13 protein-coding genes and 2 riboswitches are annotated in these 16,499 nt (G+C 45.9%); of the genes, 6 read left to right on the top strand and 7 right to left on the bottom strand.

The features are described from left to right. Positions 1–48: 48 nt before the first annotated feature. Complete coding sequence (locus ACYCS5_RS05500) at positions 49–1,020, bottom strand: LacI family DNA-binding transcriptional regulator (RefSeq protein WP_029518387.1); 972 nt, start codon at positions 1,018–1,020, stop codon at positions 49–51. 213 nt (positions 1,021–1,233) lie between these two features. Between ACYCS5_RS05500 and ACYCS5_RS05495 the strand changes: the two genes are divergently transcribed. Both ACYCS5_RS05495 and ACYCS5_RS05490 read left to right on the top strand, forming a co-directional pair. Beyond that, on the top strand, positions 1,234–2,691 hold the full coding sequence (locus ACYCS5_RS05495) for a glycoside hydrolase family 1 protein (RefSeq protein ID WP_165148771.1): 1,458 nt from the start codon (positions 1,234–1,236) through the stop codon (positions 2,689–2,691). Between the two features lie 168 nt (positions 2,692–2,859). Further along, positions 2,860–2,936, top strand: a riboswitch (glycine riboswitch). Positions 2,937–2,954: 18 nt separating this feature from the next. After that, positions 2,955–3,049, top strand: a riboswitch (glycine riboswitch). A gap of 158 nt (positions 3,050–3,207) precedes the next feature. Further along, on the top strand, positions 3,208–4,626 hold the full coding sequence (locus tag ACYCS5_RS05490) for an alanine/glycine:cation symporter family protein (protein ID WP_459760926.1): 1,419 nt from the start codon (positions 3,208–3,210) through the stop codon (positions 4,624–4,626). 58 nt (positions 4,627–4,684) lie between these two features. Here the strand turns inward: ACYCS5_RS05490 and ACYCS5_RS05485 are convergent, their stop codons facing one another. From ACYCS5_RS05485 to ACYCS5_RS05465, 5 genes are all read right to left on the bottom strand, one after another. Continuing rightward, entirely contained in the window at positions 4,685–5,857 is a 1,173-nt protein-coding gene (locus ACYCS5_RS05485) for an iron-containing alcohol dehydrogenase (RefSeq protein ID WP_459760925.1), read from the bottom strand. A 148-nt stretch (positions 5,858–6,005) separates the two neighbouring features. Beyond that, complete coding sequence (locus ACYCS5_RS05480; protein ID WP_029518391.1) at positions 6,006–6,833, bottom strand: carbohydrate ABC transporter permease; 828 nt, start codon at positions 6,831–6,833, stop codon at positions 6,006–6,008. A 22-nt stretch (positions 6,834–6,855) separates the two neighbouring features. Continuing rightward, the gene (locus tag ACYCS5_RS05475; protein ID WP_029518392.1) at positions 6,856–7,731 is read right to left on the bottom strand and encodes a carbohydrate ABC transporter permease; all 876 of its coding nucleotides are present in this window, start codon (positions 7,729–7,731) and stop codon (positions 6,856–6,858) included. 33 nt (positions 7,732–7,764) lie between these two features. Then, positions 7,765–9,048, bottom strand: a complete 1,284-nt coding sequence (locus tag ACYCS5_RS05470; RefSeq protein ID WP_459760924.1) for an ABC transporter substrate-binding protein — start codon at positions 9,046–9,048, stop codon at positions 7,765–7,767. A gap of 197 nt (positions 9,049–9,245) precedes the next feature. Then, positions 9,246–10,727 (bottom strand): PTS transporter subunit EIIC, encoded by a 1,482-nt coding sequence (locus ACYCS5_RS05465; RefSeq protein ID WP_029518394.1) that lies wholly within the window; start codon positions 10,725–10,727, stop codon positions 9,246–9,248. A 318-nt stretch (positions 10,728–11,045) separates the two neighbouring features. Between ACYCS5_RS05465 and ACYCS5_RS05460 the strand changes: the two genes are divergently transcribed. Then, entirely contained in the window at positions 11,046–11,870 is an 825-nt protein-coding gene (locus ACYCS5_RS05460; RefSeq protein WP_069011256.1) for an MIP/aquaporin family protein, read from the top strand. Positions 11,871–11,902: 32 nt separating this feature from the next. Next, on the top strand, positions 11,903–13,396 hold the full coding sequence (gene glpK / locus ACYCS5_RS05455; RefSeq protein ID WP_342425159.1) for a glycerol kinase GlpK: 1,494 nt from the start codon (positions 11,903–11,905) through the stop codon (positions 13,394–13,396). A gap of 85 nt (positions 13,397–13,481) precedes the next feature. Here glpK and ACYCS5_RS05450 read toward each other — a convergent pair whose 3' ends face one another. Next, on the bottom strand, positions 13,482–14,522 hold the full coding sequence (locus tag ACYCS5_RS05450) for a LacI family DNA-binding transcriptional regulator (RefSeq protein ID WP_029518397.1): 1,041 nt from the start codon (positions 14,520–14,522) through the stop codon (positions 13,482–13,484). Between the two features lie 311 nt (positions 14,523–14,833). Between ACYCS5_RS05450 and ACYCS5_RS05445 the strand changes: the two genes are divergently transcribed. Both ACYCS5_RS05445 and ACYCS5_RS05440 read left to right on the top strand, forming a co-directional pair. Next, entirely contained in the window at positions 14,834–16,180 is a 1,347-nt protein-coding gene (locus ACYCS5_RS05445) for a GH1 family beta-glucosidase (protein ID WP_165148781.1), read from the top strand. Positions 16,181–16,198: 18 nt separating this feature from the next. After that, the gene (locus tag ACYCS5_RS05440) at positions 16,199–16,477 is read left to right on the top strand and encodes a hypothetical protein (protein WP_029518399.1); all 279 of its coding nucleotides are present in this window, start codon (positions 16,199–16,201) and stop codon (positions 16,475–16,477) included. The last annotated feature ends 22 nt before the right edge of the window (positions 16,478–16,499 follow it).

Below are 16,499 nucleotides of genomic sequence, written 5' to 3'. Positions count from 1 at the left end.
CATTTTATATCAAGACCCTTTTGCCTAATTTGCAAGTAAAGCGTTACCTTATGTGGTCGTACGTTCAATGAGGCTGTACTCTAGCGAATGAAGCTCCATTTGGCGTCCAATCAGCTGGGGGGAAAGCATGAAAAAAGCATTTTGTGCTTGAGCCATGATAGGATTTTGAATCGTTGTAATCCCCAACGTATGCGACAGCTCCGTGTTATCAAACCCAACAATCGCCAGATCTCCCGGTACGTTCAGCCGTTGTCTGCGTGCTTCGCAGAGAATGCCCACAGCTACATAATCGTTAGCACATAAAATAGCCTCTGGGAATTCCCCCCGATGCTGTAACAAATCCCGTACGACCTGTTCGCCATCACGGATATTATAAATTGAAGAGTGATTCCAGTGTTGCAACACTGGCAGATTGTGCTCACTCATGATCTGTTCATAGGCTCGTTGTCTGCTATGGGTATTGATGCTGCTCGGACGACCAAAAGCATTGGCTATACGGGTATAGCCTTTTTGTATCAAATGCTTTAATGCTAGCATGTAACCTTCATATTGATCCATTGCGACGGAGCGAATATCGGTATGCTCCATTCGTTGCCAGGCCACGATCGGGCCATATTTACAATAGGTACTCAAAAAATCAGTGTCATTCACGCAGGAAATGATGACCAGCGCGTCGACTCTTTTTCTTTTTAAATCTTCAAAAGCTTGAAGCTCTTTCTTTTTGTCTTCTCCCGAAGTATAAATAATGGTCTGGAATTCATATTGTCCGGCGATTTCTACAAAGCTGTCCAGAAAAGCAAGAACAATTTCATTAATCGTTGAAGTGATGATACCAATCTGAAGCGTCTGACCCTTGGATAGGGAAATGGCATTCCGATTAGGAACATAATCTAATTCCTGCATGATTTTCAAAATCTTAGCTCTTGTTTCATGACTGACATGGGGGGACTGATTTAATACTCTGGATACCGTAGCCTTGGAAAAGCCCGCCAGTTTTGCAATTTGATCAAGATTCGACATGGTGCTTCTCCTCACATAAGAAAAAAATACTTGACATGAAACGCGTTACAACAATTAGGATGCTTATGAGGGCATTACATCTATTTTAAAGCATCTGTCAATGCATTTCAAAGGAGAACGGTTACCGTTAGGTATGGATTCACATTTGCAGCATTTGATGGGATTACTTAGGCCAAAGTGAAAATCTTATATACGGAAAGAGGTCTTTATACCATGACGAAGATGCTAAAAGGATTTCCGAAAAACTTCTTGTGGGGCGGGGCAACTGCAGCCAACCAATTGGAAGGTGCTTTTGACGTAGATGGAAAAGGCTTGTCCAGCGCAGACATGATTGCTTATGTACCCAAAGCGGAACGTAAGAACGATCACGCTATAGAGATTTCGTCCGAGCGACTCGAAGACATTTTGGCAGGCAAAGTCAATGCCCGTTTCCCAAAACGTGAAGGTGTGGACTTTTACCACCACTACAAAGAAGATATTGCATTGTTCGCTGAAATGGGCTTTAAAGTATTTCGTATGTCCATCCACTGGTCGCGGATTTTCCCGAATGGCTATGATCACGAGCCGAATGAAGCAGGATTGCAATTCTACGACAATGTATTTGATGAGCTACGCAAATATAATATTGAGCCCTTGGTAACATTGTCACATTATGAAACACCGCTAGGTCTGACTCAGAAGTATAATGGCTGGCTGGGTCGTGAAGTCATACAGCATTACGTCAATTATGCCGAAACGGTGTTTACACGCTATAAGGATAAAGTAAAATACTGGCTGACCTTTAATGAAATCAATGTAATGACCATGAGTCCGTTCACCGGTGGCGGTGTGGTTATTGACCGTGTAGAAAACAAACAGCAAGCGATATATCAAGCATTGCATCATCAATTTGTAGCTAGTGCACTGGCAACCAAACGGGGACATGAGATCATCCCGGGTGCTCAGATCGGCTGTATGTTGGCACGTATAGAAAGCTATCCACATACGTGTAACCCAGCGGATATACTGAAAGCCCAGCATGAAAATCAGATGAACCTATTCTTTACGGATGTGCATGCCCGTGGGGAATATTCCAACTATATGAATCGTTATTTTGAAGAAAATAATATTGTGATCCAGACAGAACCCGGCGATGACGAAATTTTGAAAAATAATACGGTTGATTTTATCTCATTTAGCTACTACATGACCTTGACCGTATCGGCAGGTCCAGAAGGCGAGAAAGCAGCAGGAAACCTGATTGGCGGCGTGAAAAATCCGTATCTGCAGTCCTCCGACTGGGGATGGCAGATCGATCCGATCGGCCTGCGTGTTACACTGAATACGTTTTATGATCGCTATCAAAAGCCTCTGTTCATCGTGGAAAATGGCTTGGGTGCATATGATAAGGTGGAGGAAGATGGCTCTGTGCATGACACATATCGCATTGATTACTTGCGTCAGCATATTGCCCAAATGAAGGAAGCGATTGCCGACGGTGTTGATCTGATTGGTTACACCAGCTGGGGCCCTATCGACCTTGTGAGCATGTCTACTTCCGAAATGTCCAAGCGCTACGGATTTATTTACGTTGATCTGGATGATGACGGTAACGGAACGCTCAAACGCTCCAAAAAAGACTCTTTTAATTGGTATAAAAATGTGATAGCAACCAACGGTGAAGAATTGTAATTCCATATCATCTCGGGCGGGTATAGCAGAGGACATCCTAAGGATGCGATCTGCTGTACCCGCTTTTTTGATAGACTCAATAATAATATTTCAGAGGGCTTCACAAACTTTTCACTTGTAATAAGCTGAAAGTTTTCTGTATAATGAATAAAAATTTCATATGTCTGGTTGATGTTTGCGGGAGATGGAACGAAAGTTCCGACCGAAGGGGCAAAACTCTCAGGTGCTTAGGCTGTTTACAGCCACAAGCGGGGACCGTAAACGGACAGAACTCTGGAGAGACCCTTAATTGGGCGCCGAAGGTGCACCGCAGAGAACATCTGCTTAAACTCTCAGGCAAAAGGACAGAGACGCGAATAACCTGTGACAGGGAATGCCCTAGGCTTTTTTATGAGCTATTAGAGGCAAAACCTGCACAAGATGGTTGTATTTTTTCGTGCCTTTAACCTCTCCAGGAGTCGAATCAGCGGATTTGACTCTTTTTTGTTTTCTAATATGCTGGAGGAGCGGGTTGAAATGAATTTGGTACATGTGTTAGAAACGATTGACAGCTGGATATGGGGAGCGCCGCTTCTTATTCTCGTGATGGGCACGGGGTTGTGGCTAACGATCCGCTTGAAGCTGCTTCAGGTTATTCGATTGCCTTTGGCGCTCAAGCTAATTGGTAAAGCGCCGGACGAAGGTAGCGGAGATGTAAGCAGCTTCGGTGCATTGAGTACGGCACTGGCAGCTACTGTAGGTACAGGAAGTATTGTTGGCGTGGCGACAGCGATCAAGCTGGGTGGGCCCGGTTCATTATTCTGGATGCTGGTTGCAGCTTTTTTCGGGATGGCAACCAAATATGCGGAAGGATTATTATCCGTTAAATACCGTGTTAAAGACCGGAACGGACAATTTTCGGGTGGTCCGATGTATTATATTGAAAACGGACTTGGCCGCCGTTTCAAGCCGCTGGCGATGTTGTTTGCCTTTTCTGGTGTTCTTGTAGCCCTATTTGGAATCGGTACTTTTCCGCAAGTAAAGGCTATCGTTTCTTCGACGGAAAGTAGCTTTGGAGTGCCAACGGTAGTTACAGCGATCATTATTTCCGTGTTAACTGCTGTTGTTACGATTGGAGGACTCAAAAGTATTGCCAAGGTATCCACAAAGATTGTTCCATTCATGTCGGGGCTCTATATCGTAGTTTGCTTAATTGTACTCATTAAGTTTGCAGGAGAGCTTCCTCATGCGATTGCTTTAGTATTACAAGGGGCCTTCTCGACCACATCTGCAACGGGTGGATTTGCCGGAGCGACGATTATGTTGGCGATGCGAAGTGGAGTTGCCAGAGGTATTTTTGCTAATGAAGCCGGTTTGGGAAGTGCGCCAATTGCAGCAGCTGCTGCTAAGACGAAATGGCCTGCAGAACAAGGGTTGATATCCATGACAGGCGTATTTATCGATACGATGATTATTTGTAATCTGACGGGATTTACGTTGCTGGTTACGGGAATATGGAGTGGAAATGACGATGGAGGTCTGATGACCCAGCATGCGTTTTCCAGTGCCTTTCCGGCTGGTGCAGAACTCGTGACGATTAGCCTTATTTTATTTGCATTTACAACGATACTGGGCTGGAATTACTACGGGGAACGTTGTGTTGAATATTTACTGGGTGTCAAATGGATTAAACCATACCGTTATTTGTTCATCGCACTTGTGGCAGGAGGTGCGTTCATCAAGTTGGAAGCCATTTGGCTGCTGGCAGATATCTTTAACGCAATGATGGCTTTCCCGAACCTGATTGCACTGCTTGGCTTATCGGGAATCGTAGTTGCAGAAACCCGAACCTATATGGATTCTTTGTATCCTAATAAGAAAAAGGGTATTCTTGCAGGTACCCATGTAGGGGCTGCTATCCAAGTAGAAGAAAAGGGACAAACGGTTAATTCATAAATTCCAAAAGGGAGTGTCTTCAGCCACCATAGGCTTGAGGACACTCCCTTTTTAAATGTTATAACGATGCGCGCAAAATAGCTAAAATATCTCCTTGATTAAGCTTTTTATAGTTACCGAAGCCTCCGTATTCCATTTCACGGGCTGCAATGTTTGCGATTTTTTCCAATTGCTCATCATTAATATTGTAATCGGCCAGGGTGGAAGGGGCACCGAGACTTGTCCAGAATGCAGTAAGACGGTCAATACCTTCCAAGGCGATTTCTCTATCTGTTTTACCTACGGTGTCTAAGTCAAACATACTGAGCATCAGCCGTTTCATGCGTGCAGCATCCTGATCCACCGTATGTCTCATCCAGTTGGGGAATAGGATCGCTAGACCGCCAGCATGAGGAATGTCATATACAGCTGATAATGCATGTTCAATCGTATGCGAAGCCCAGTCCCCGAAGTAGCCCATTTGCAGTGTTCCGTTAAGAGCAATCGTTCCGGCATATAAAATCGTTTCACGATGCTTGTAGTTGTGCAAATCCTCCAGCAGTTTAGGTGCAGTTTCAATCACGGTTTGCAGCACGGAAAAGCACATACGATCTTGCAACGGTGTATTTTTAACATTGTGAAAATACTGTTCAAACACATGGCTCATCATATCCACCATGCCATATACCGTCTGATCACGTGGCACAGAGAAGGTGTTTTTTGGGTCCAGAATCGAAAACTTCGGATGCGTCACCGCGCTGCCCCATACGTATTTTTCGTTCGTTTCCCAGTTGGTGATGACAGAATCCGGATTCATTTCTGAACCGGTGGCGGCGAGTGTGAGGATGGTGCCGAATGGTAGAGCCTCGGTCGGCATGTGCTTTTTGTTGATAATATCCCACACATCGCCGTCATATTTAGCCCCTGCTGCGATGGCTTTGGTGCAATCAATAACGCTTCCGCCGCCTACTGCAAGTAAGAAGTCGATGTTTCCATTTCGGCAAATGTCGATGCCCTTCTTAACGGTAGACAAGCGCGGATTCGGCTCTACGCCGGACAATTCATGAATGTTAAGATGTAGCGGCTCTAACGCGTTTAATACCTGGTCATACAGACCATTTCGCTTGACACTTCCGCCTCCGTATATCAGTAAAATATTTTTGCCGTAATTCAGCAGCTCCTGCTGCAGTTCTTCAATTTGATTGTCTCCAAAAATTAATTTGGTGGGGTTATAATATGTGAATTTGTTCATCTGGAAAGTTCCCCTCAGTTCATAGTTCATGTTCAAATCGTAAATCGCTTAACCTGATTGCCTGTTGAATACCTAACTTTACCATGTAAGCTATTTGAAATGACGATTAACTATTATACATGAAATGAATAAGGGAATTCAAATAAATCTAATCTTTGACCGCTCCGGCGGCAAGATCGGAAATAAACTGGCGGCTAATGAAAAGAAATAAAATTATAAGTGGCAGTACAGCAAGCAGGGTGCCCGCAATGACCATCGCATAATCCGTATTGTATATCCCGTTTAATTGTGACAGTGCAATCTGGAGCGTGAATTTACGCTCATCCGTTAAGACGATTAGCGGCCATAAATAATCATTCCAGGCTCCTATAAAGGTAAACGCGCCGAGAAAAGCGAACGCAGGACGTAGAATAGGCAGTGCTACATTTAAGTACAGCCGAAAAAAGCTGCATCCGTCCATCCGCCCCGCATCCAGCAGCTCCTTTGGAATGGATTCTTCCGCATATTGACGAATCCAGAAAATGCCGAAGGCATTTACCATCCCCGGGATAATAAGCGCTTTGAACGTACCTACCCATCCAAAGGTGGCCATCATGACAAAGGAGGGGACAAGCGAAAGTTGTGAAGGGACCATCATTGTAGCTAGCAGAACGATAAATAGCACTTTTTTGCCCGGAAAATCAAACTTGGCGAATGCAAAACCTGCCAGTGAATCGAAAAACAGAACCAATAAGGTAACAGAACCAGCTACAAAAAGGGTATTAAAAAAGGCTCCGGCAAAATTAATCTGCTGCAATACTCTCGTTATGTTATCCAAGAAGTGGCCGCCAAACCACAATTGCGGTGGAAAACGATAGATGTCTGAAGTTGTACGGGTTGCCATAACGATCAGCCAGTAAAATGGAAACATCGACAGGATGATTCCCACCAACAATCCGGCATATAAAACAAAGGATTTTGCACGTGTCTGCATCATGTTGTGAAGCTCCTTCCCATCGTTATTTTTTACCTTGAACGAGTTTCCAGTTTATGATGGAGAATAGAGCAATGATGAGGAACATTCCCCATCCGACGGCTGCACCATATCCAAAATAGTTGTTAATGAACGACTCGCGGTACAGGTATAAAACGATGGTCATGCCACTTGCCCCGGAACCGCCGTCATTACCGACCAGGACCTGTGGCTCGGTGAAGAGTTGCATACCGCCGATGGTGGACGTAATGACCGTAAACAGAATGACTGGGCGCAGCATGGGGATAGTGATGCGGAAAAAAGCTTGTGCTCCGGTTGCTCCGTCTATTTTGGCGGCCTCATACAGCACATGCGGAATACTCTGAAGTCCGGCCAGATAGATGATTGCGTTATAGCCCATCCATCTCCATACGACCATAGAAGAAATGGCAATTTGGATACCCCATGGCACATTCAGCCATTGAACCATGGGCAGTCCCAAGAGTTGCAGAAGGTAGTTGAGAAATCCGAAATTGTTGGCAAATAAGGCACCAAATATGATGGCGACGGCCACAATAGACGTCACATTGGGCAGGAAGAATCCAACTCGCCATAAGGTGCGCATTTTCACAAATGGGGCATAAAGCAGAAAGGCAATAATCAGTGCGAAGAATAGCATTGGAATTGTTGCATACACCCAGATCACAAAGGTGTTGCCTACAGCCTGCCAAAATTCATGATCTGTTACAAGGTAGCGAAAGTTGCCCCAGCCGTTGTAGGTCATGTCTCCGATTCCGTCCCATTTGTGAAACGCCAGGTATAATGAAAAACCAATCGGAAACAGTCCAAAGATGCCAAACAGCAGATAAAACGGCGAGATCGCAGCATAAACGGCACGGTGCTTCCAGATTTCTCTCAGCATATTGTCCACACGCCTTTTTTGAATTTTGTTTTTTTATCGCTGTAATTCCCGTTCGATTCGTTCCATGGTTTCCGTCCATAATGCATCAGGATTAGCATCCTGCTTGGCAACATTAGCAAGGCGACGGGTCACAATGCCGTGGATGACAGGGTAGCGCTCGCCGAAATAGCTGCTTTTCACATGACGTGCGGAGGCGGCGAAGATGAGTCCGGTGGCCTGACCCCCAAAGAAAGGCTCGGGTGTCCCCATGATAGGATCGTTATAGACGCCGGGAGTGGACGGGAACAGACCGATTTTGTGGTAGGCTTCCAACTGGTGTTCCGGGTTTTGCAGCCAGGTCAGGACTTCAAAGGCTTCTTTGGGATGTTTGCTGGATTTGAGGATAGAAATGAACGAACCACCCAGGTTGCCGTCTCCTCCAGGAGCACGGGCGACTCTCCATTTGCCAGCTGTATCCGGCGCGGCCTCTGTGAGAACTTGCTTCATCCAAACAGCCCCTACAAAAGAGGCAATTTTGCCGTTATTGACCGAAGCGTTCCATTCGGGAGTCCAGCCATCCGCATTGGCGAGCAGATGCTTCTTGTGGAAATCGACAGCGGTTTTCCAGCCCAGACGGATGTCAGGAGATTGATTGCCAATATAGCTGCCATCCGGCTTGAAGTAGAGGTTTGTATGCTGAGCGAGCACTTGATTGTAAACGTTTACAATATTATCAGCCAAAAACGAACGGCTTCCGAATTTCTGCTGAAGTTGTTCTCCGGCTGCCATGTAATCATCCCATATGCGGATCGAGGCACTAACCTTTTCAGGATCACTAGGCAAGCCTGCTTGCTTAAATAGATCGCTTCGATAGAAGAGGGCAGTAGGCCCAGTATCCATGGGAAATGCAATCATTTTACCATCAGGAGTGATCCCCTGATTCCATTTCCATTCCAAATATTGATCTTTTAGGCGGTCTGCTCCGAGCTCCCTTAAATCATAAAAACGATCCGCACTTGGAAATAGCTCCACCATCCAGTCGTTCAGAGCTACGATGTCTGGTTCACCAGAACGAGCTGCGAGCGTTGTCTTCAGTTTAGCTTTGAAGTCACCACCTATTTTTTGAGTTTTTAATTCAATGTTGGGAAAGTGTTTTTCCGCTTGGGCGAGTAGTTCATCATCAATGGAACGGTTCCAATACCATAATGTAAGCGTTATCTTTTTTCCATTTGACAAATTAGTTTCAGATGATTGACTTTCAGAGAACGAGGGTCCACTACAAGCACTGAACATAGTGAGAAAAGCAAGACATAATACCAACCATTGTACTGTCTTCACATCATTTCCCTCCTTGCTGTCTGAGATAATCTGCCTGCTAAACAAGTTGTAAATGGTTTAGCTCCATCATATGAAGCTGTTACCCATTTATGTGCATTGCCTTAACCAAAAACAAAAAATTTGAAACGTTTATCCATAAAAAAAAGCACGTGCGTCTGTTATATGAAGAACGCACGTACTTAAGTTAGGGATTCAGCTCATGACATCAACCGCAGTATTTCATCTTTCAGAATTTCGGACCGAGTCCCGAAAATAACCTGCAGGGTACCGTTACCAAGCCTGATGATTCCCGACGCTCCGAGCTGCCTGAGAGCTTGATCGTTAACTGCTTTGTCGTCTTTGACGACAAGACGCAGCCGTGTGATGCAGGCATCAATGCTTAGGATATTGTCCGAACCGCCGAGATAGGTTAGTACCCTGCCTGCCTGACTGGACGGAGTGTCGGATGTAGCGTTTGCTTTTTTATTGGGTACAGATTCGTTAGCCTCAGACAGGAGACTGTCTTCTCCATCATCTTCACGCCCAGGAGTTTTTAGGTTGAATTTGAGAATGATAAATCGGAACAGAAAGTAATAGATGAGGGCGAAGACAAGCCCGACCGGGATCATTCGCAATGGGTGAGTGGAGAGTTTCATATTGACCAAATAGTCAATGAGTCCTGCTGAAAAGGAAAAGCCCAGTTTGACATCCAATAGGTATACGACCAGGCCGCTCAGGCCTGTCAGCAGAGCATGAACGCCGTAAAGCAATGGTGCAATGAACATAAACGAAAATTCGAGGGGCTCGGTAATTCCGGTCAGGAACGATGCCAGCGCAGAACCGATGAAAATGGAAGCGACGGCTTTACGTTTTTCCGGTTTAGCCGTATGGATGAATGCGAGAGCGGCTGCCGGGAGAGCAAACATCATAATAGGGAAGAAACCGGACATGAATAGACCAGCTGATTTATCGCCTGCAAAGAAACGGGTCAGGTCACCATGAACAACTTCGCCAGCTGCATTCGTATAGTTACCAATCTGAAACCACGCGATTGAGTTTAGTACATGATGCAAACCGAGCGGGATCAGCAGCCGATTGGCAATCATGAATACCATTGATCCGATTCCGCCAAACCCGACAATCCAGTTGCCGAAGGCTGCAATCCCATCTTGTACCGGACTCCAGATCATTCCGAGCAGAATGGCCAGAATCATGGTCGTGAAGGCGGTAATCATGGGGACAAAACGTTTGCCTGAGAAGAAGCCAAGCCAATCCGGGAGCTGAATATTATGATATTTTTTAAACAGAAAAGCAGACCATCCACCGATAAAAATACCACCCAATACGCCCATGTCCAGCTTGACGTCGTCTGGAATATATGCAAATATACCCGGCACTGCCGCCAAAATACGGGTCAACACCATATAGGCAATGACTGCCGATAATGCGGCTACTGCGTCGCCTGCCAGACCAATGGCAACACCAATGGAGAAAATGAGCGCAAGGTTACCGAAGATAGCCCCCGCCCCCTCGTTCAGAAAAGGAGTGACATAATGATTCAGAAATCCGCCAACTACGGGACCAAACGGTATATCCGTTTCATAATTAATCAGAGCTAATCCTTGCAAAATCCCTGCGGCGGGTAGAGTAGCTACTGGAAGCATTAACGACTTGCCGATTTTTTGCAGAAATTTCAGCATAACATTCTTCCCTTCTTCATCGAGTTTGGGAGTGTCGTATTCATCCTGAAATCCTTACTTGTGCCCATTTTTTTACATCATAAATCGGGGGATCTAACATGGTCAACGATTATTTTAAGCTATGAAATGACGTAAATCCGCAGTTGACATCGCTTACATGCTTATATAGTATCAAATTTAAGTTAATAATCGTGACGGAGACAAGAGAGCCACGCAGACATCCCATGGTACAGCACAGGGTTGATTTGTGATGGCTTTTCTTTTTTTTGTGCGATGAAAGCGATCAAAATCGGGTGATCTATTGAGGAGGTAGGTTGTATGTCGCCATACGCAGCCGAATTCATAGGGACAATGATTCTTATTGCCCTAGGTGGCGGAGTGTGCGCAGGGGTGTCCCTGAAAAAGTCATTTGCCCACGCTTCCGGCTGGATTGTGGTCGGAATGGGTTGGGGGCTTGCGGTAGCTATTGCGGTGTATGCAGTGGGTCAAATCAGCGGAGCGCATTTGAATCCGGCAGTTACACTCGCGTTGGCATTTCAGGGTAGTTTTCCATGGCAAGATGTATCCGGCTATATTGTGGCTCAGCTTCTTGGGGCCATGGCGGGTGCGATCATCGTCGTTTTGCATTATTGGCCCCACTGGAAAGAGACGGAGGACACAGCAGCCAAACTCAGTGTATTCGCGACAGGACCAGCTATTGATCATCCGTTTGCCAACGTGCTTAGTGAAATGATAGGTACTTTCATCTTTGTTCTTGCTTTACTGTCGTTTGGCGCCAATTCATTTACAGACGGCCTGAAACCGCTGATTGTTGGTTTTTTAGTTGTCAGTATCGGTTTATCCCTTGGAGGCACAACGGGCTATGCCATCAATCCAGCGAGGGATTTTGGGCCGCGTCTGATGCATTATTTACTACCGATTCCCGGTAAGGGAGCATCCAACTGGAAATATGCCTGGGTGCCCATTGTAGGGCCTCTGTTGGGTGGATCTTTCGCAGGGCTGTTTTATCAGGCTGTTTTTAAGGGGAGTGTGACTCCGGCTTTCTGGATTTTACTAGGGATCATCGTGATTGTACTCTTGATTACCTTCCGTATGAGTCGTACTTATAAAAATCATAAAACGGATCACAAACTTACAGCGTAAAAACGATGGATTTACACGGGGAGAGATGAACAATGGGAAAATATATTTTGTCACTAGATCAGGGAACGACAAGCTCAAGAGCGATTTTGTTCAATAGCGAGGGAGATGTAGTGTACTCGGCTCAGCGAGAATTTCCGCAATATTTTCCTCATCCCGGCTGGGTAGAGCAGAATGCGAATGAAATCTGGAGCTCTATTCTCGGAGTCATTGCCTCCTGTCTTTCCGAATCCGGTGTAAAAGCAAATCAAGTGGCTGCCATCGGCATTACCAATCAGCGAGAATCGGTGGCTGTGTGGGACAAAAATACAGGAGTGCCCGTATATAATGTACTCGTATGGCAATCACGCCAAACCTCGGACATCTGTGAAGAATTGAAGCGACAAGGGCACGAGGAACTGTTTCACAGCAAAACAGGGCTGCTGATCGACCCGTATTTTTCAGGCACTAAAGTAAAGTGGATACTGGACCATGTAGAGGGCGCGCGGGAAAAGGCGGAACGAGGTGACCTGTTATTCGGTACGATTGACTCGTGGCTGATCTGGAAACTATCCGGCGGAAAGGCACATGTGACGGACTACTCGAATGCAGCCAGGACGCTCATGTACAACATTTATGAGCTAAAGTGGGACGAAGAGCTGCTGGACATTCTGGGTGTTCCGAAAATCATGCTGCCTGAGGTAAGACCTTCTTCTGAGGTATATGCGCACACCGTGGATTATCATTTCTTCGGTCAGAATGTACCGATCGCCGGTGCAGCAGGTGACCAGCAAGCAGCCTTGTTCGGTCAGGCATGTTACGAAAAAGGGATGATCAAAAATACTTACGGCACAGGCTGCTTTATGCTAATGAATACGGGGGATCAGCCTGTTGAATCTAAACACGGCCTGATTACGACCATCGCTTGGGGACTGGAGGAAGGCAAAGTGCAATACGCACTCGAGGGGAGTGTGTTTGTAGCGGGGTCGGCGATCCAGTGGCTGCGAGACGGGCTGCGTATGTTCCGTGAAGCGAAGGACAGTGAGCCTTATGCCGCTCGTGTTTCGTCTACGGAAGGAGTGTATCTTGTCCCCGCTTTTGTCGGACTGGGGAGCCCCTACTGGGATAGCGAGGTGCGCGGAGCGATGTTCGGCCTAACACGAGGGACCACGAAGGAGCATTTTATCCGCGCCACATTGGAGTCACTCGCTTATCAGACCAAAGATGTGCTTACAGCCATGGAGATCGATTCAGGTATTGCGGTGAAGACGCTGCGGGTGGATGGAGGAGCTGTATTGAACAATTTTCTGATGCAATTCCAGAGCGATATTTTAGATGCAACGGTGGAGCGGCCAGTGATCCATGAGACGACGGCACTGGGGGCTGCATGTCTGGCAGGTTTGGCTATTGGATATTGGAAGAGTACGGATGAACTTCGTAAGCGGGTGAGGGTGGAAACCTCTTTTGCCCCGAATATGGATGAATCAAGACGTGCAGGCTTGTATGAAGGCTGGAAAAAGGCTGTGAATGCGATGATGGCCTACAAGTAAATGATTAAGCGCTGGGTCTCTGAATATTAAACTGCAAAAAGATGACTTCTGAATTTATCAGGAGTCATCTTTTTTAAGGCATGAGCTAACCTTTGACCTTCGTATGGTTCCAATGTTGGCCGGCTCCGCAGGAACTACGAATGACCAGTTCCGGCTCGACTTTAATACATTTGGTATCCATTTGTTTATTCATCAGGTCAAACAGCACCATAGCAGCTAGACGGCCTATTTTTTGCTTGTCTTGTTTTACAGTCGTCAGTGGAGGTTCGGTATAACGACAGGCTTCTATATCATCACATCCCACTACAGCAATATCCTCGGGTACCCTCAAGCCGCTTTCCTTGAAAGCACGTATGGCACCAAAGGCAAGCAGGTCGGTCGCCGCAAAAATAGCTTTTGGTAAATTTCCTTGCTGTATCCACGCTTTCGCGACCTGGTATCCATCTTCTGCCGCGTAGTCCTTACCATACACGACCCATTCAGGTCTAACATCAAGACTAAACCGTTTTAGTGAAGCAATAAAGGCCTCCTCTCTCTCTTTAATAACCAAGGAGGGGCGTTCAATGCCTATAAACCCCATGTCGCGGTATCCATTCATGTAAAAGTGCTCAACAACCTTCATTGAAATCTTCTGATTGTCGGACATAATGTAGCAAGAACTGGCTCCGGTTAGTTCAATATCGACACCGATACAGGGGATAGGGCTGGCATCGAGATCAAAAACACTCTTCTCCACTTCATCTCCAGCAATAATAATGCACCCGTCCACTGAAAAATATTTCGAGCGAGCCAAATAGTCCTCTCCATTATCCAGAAATTTCTCATTTGAAAAAAACAATAGGTCGTAACCAAGCAAGCCAATCTGTTTTTTGAAGACATTAATGATATCTACAAAAAAAGGATGACTAAAATCAACATTCAGCTTACCAGCGAATATAACGCCTACCAGATTAGATTTTTTGGTAGCAAGCGTTTTAGCCGAGGAGGAGGGTCTATAGCCTGTTTCCTCCATGATTTTAAGTACCCGCTGCCGGGTTTCCTCACTGATGTCTGTGTAATTGTTAATGATTTTCGAAACCGTTGCTACTGAAACGCCTGCCATACTAGCTATTGTTTTTATATTCATGGAATCCTCCGCAACTAAACTGATTTAGTTAAATTGACTTTGTTTTTCAAAATTAATGATTACTCGTATTCTATGCTACCTCATAGAAGTGAGTCAACCGTGCTAATAAAGGATGGTTCCTAATATTTTAAGGAGTAATAACGGTGATTTGTATTTTATTTGATAATTTACAAATCTCTATTTACAAATACAGGCTATCCGATACATAATAGTAGCTGTAATTAACTAAACCGCTTTCGTAAAGGTAAGTGCATTTATTCTAAGATAGCCGGAGCTGTGAAGTCTTGATTCCTGAAAGGATGATACCAAGTATGAATGAGAATACCTATACATTCCCCACCACGTTTATGTGGGGAACTTCGACCTCTTCTTATCAAATTGAAGGTGGCGTGGATGAGGAAGGAAGAACGCCTTCTATTTGGGATACTTTCTGTCAAGTACCCGGGAAGGTGATCGGAGGGGACTGCGGAGATGTGGCTTGTGACCATTTTCACCGCTTTAAGGAAGACGTGCAATTAATGAAGCAACTTGGCTTTTTACACTACCGTTTTTCCGTGGCCTGGCCGCGCATTATTCCCGCACCTGGCGTGGTTAACGAACAGGGGCTACTCTTCTATGAGCGTCTGCTGGATGAGATTGAGTCGGCTGGGCTAATTCCAATGCTGACGCTGTATCATTGGGATCTGCCGCAATGGATTGAGGACGAGGGTGGCTGGACGCAGCGAGAGACTATCCAACATTTTAAAACGTATGCCTCTGTAATCATGGATCGATTTGGACAGCGTATAAGCTGGTGGAATACGATAAATGAGCCCTACTGCGCCTCTATTTTGGGCTATGGCACAGGCGAGCATGCCCCCGGCCATGAGAACTGGAGGGAAGCTCTTGCTGCCGCTCATCATATTCTGATGTGTCACGGGATAGCCATGAACTTACACAAGGAAAAGGGCCTGACGGGCAATATCGGTATTACGCTGAACATGGAGCATGTCGATGCAGCCTCTGAACACTCCGAGGATGTAGCCGCTGCTGTCCGGCGGGATGGCTTTATTAATCGTTGGTTTGCCGAGCCATTGTTTAACGGGAAATACCCTGAGGATATGGTGGAATGGTACGGGGAGCACTTGAACGGATTGGATTTTGTACAGCCTGGTGATATGGAGCTGATTCAGCAGCCAGGGGATTTTTTGGGCATCAACTACTACGCCCGCAGTATCATTCGAGCGACTACAGACGCTTCGTTGCTTCAGGTCGAGCAGATTTCCATAGAAGAACCGGTAACGGATATGGGATGGGAGATTCACCCTGAATCCTTTTATAAGCTGCTGACACGGATTGAGAAGGATTTTACCAGAGGATTACCCATCCTGATTACAGAAAACGGAGCAGCGATGAAGGACGAACTGGTGAATGGAAAGATTGAAGACATTGGGCGTCAGCATTACATTGAGGAACATTTAAAGGCATGCCATCGCTTTATTGGGGAGGGAGGTCAGCTTAAGGGCTATTTTGTATGGTCATTCCTCGATAACTTCGAATGGGCCTGGGGATACAGCAAACGTTTTGGGATTATACACATCAATTACGACACGCAGGAACGGACACCCAAACAAAGTGCGCTGTGGTTCAAGCAAGTGATGGCGAATAACGGGTTTTAAATAGAAAAGGGGTGCACGATGCAGCAGTATTATTTTGACGATCAAGGACGTTTTGTGATTGAGAATTTTGCGCAGGCCAAGCCCTTTTCCAGTTTTCTACCCGGTATTGCTGGTGTTCAGGGAATTCCTCTGTGGGCGTATTATGTTAATCGTGGACAAGGAATTGCGAGCTTTGGTGTGGAGGATAAGAATGGAGCTATCATGGAGTTTTTTCCGGCCAACCGAACAGCTCCTTTATTGCTAGCAGTGCTAATCCTGATGCAAGTTTGCATGGAACGGGATATATCGCGAGGCTGAGCGGATCTACGGCAGAATTTAT

Source organism: Paenibacillus sp. SEL3, from assembly GCF_054602585.1.
Note: the sequence above shows the minus strand (reverse complement) of the source record. Positions and strands in the feature narration are given on the sequence as shown.

Coding starts and splice junctions, on each gene's coding strand:
- ACYCS5_RS05465 (WP_029518394.1), bottom strand. CDS start 10,727: ATGCTGAAATTTCTGCAAAAAATCGGCAAGTCGTTAATGCTTCCAGTA.
- ACYCS5_RS05485 (WP_459760925.1), bottom strand. CDS start 5,857: ATGAACAAATTCACATATTATAACCCCACCAAATTAATTTTTGGAGAC.
- ACYCS5_RS05480 (WP_029518391.1), bottom strand. CDS start 6,833: ATGATGCAGACACGTGCAAAATCCTTTGTTTTATATGCCGGATTGTTG.
- ACYCS5_RS05490 (WP_459760926.1), top strand. CDS start 3,208: ATGAATTTGGTACATGTGTTAGAAACGATTGACAGCTGGATATGGGGA.
- glpK (WP_342425159.1), top strand. CDS start 11,903: ATGGGAAAATATATTTTGTCACTAGATCAGGGAACGACAAGCTCAAGA.
- ACYCS5_RS05450 (WP_029518397.1), bottom strand. CDS start 14,522: ATGAATATAAAAACAATAGCTAGTATGGCAGGCGTTTCAGTAGCAACG.
- ACYCS5_RS05500 (WP_029518387.1), bottom strand. CDS start 1,020: ATGTCGAATCTTGATCAAATTGCAAAACTGGCGGGCTTTTCCAAGGCT.
- ACYCS5_RS05475 (WP_029518392.1), bottom strand. CDS start 7,731: ATGCTGAGAGAAATCTGGAAGCACCGTGCCGTTTATGCTGCGATCTCG.
- ACYCS5_RS05460 (WP_069011256.1), top strand. CDS start 11,046: ATGTCGCCATACGCAGCCGAATTCATAGGGACAATGATTCTTATTGCC.
- ACYCS5_RS05495 (WP_165148771.1), top strand. CDS start 1,234: ATGACGAAGATGCTAAAAGGATTTCCGAAAAACTTCTTGTGGGGCGGG.
- ACYCS5_RS05445 (WP_165148781.1), top strand. CDS start 14,834: ATGAATGAGAATACCTATACATTCCCCACCACGTTTATGTGGGGAACT.
- ACYCS5_RS05440 (WP_029518399.1), top strand. CDS start 16,199: ATGCAGCAGTATTATTTTGACGATCAAGGACGTTTTGTGATTGAGAAT.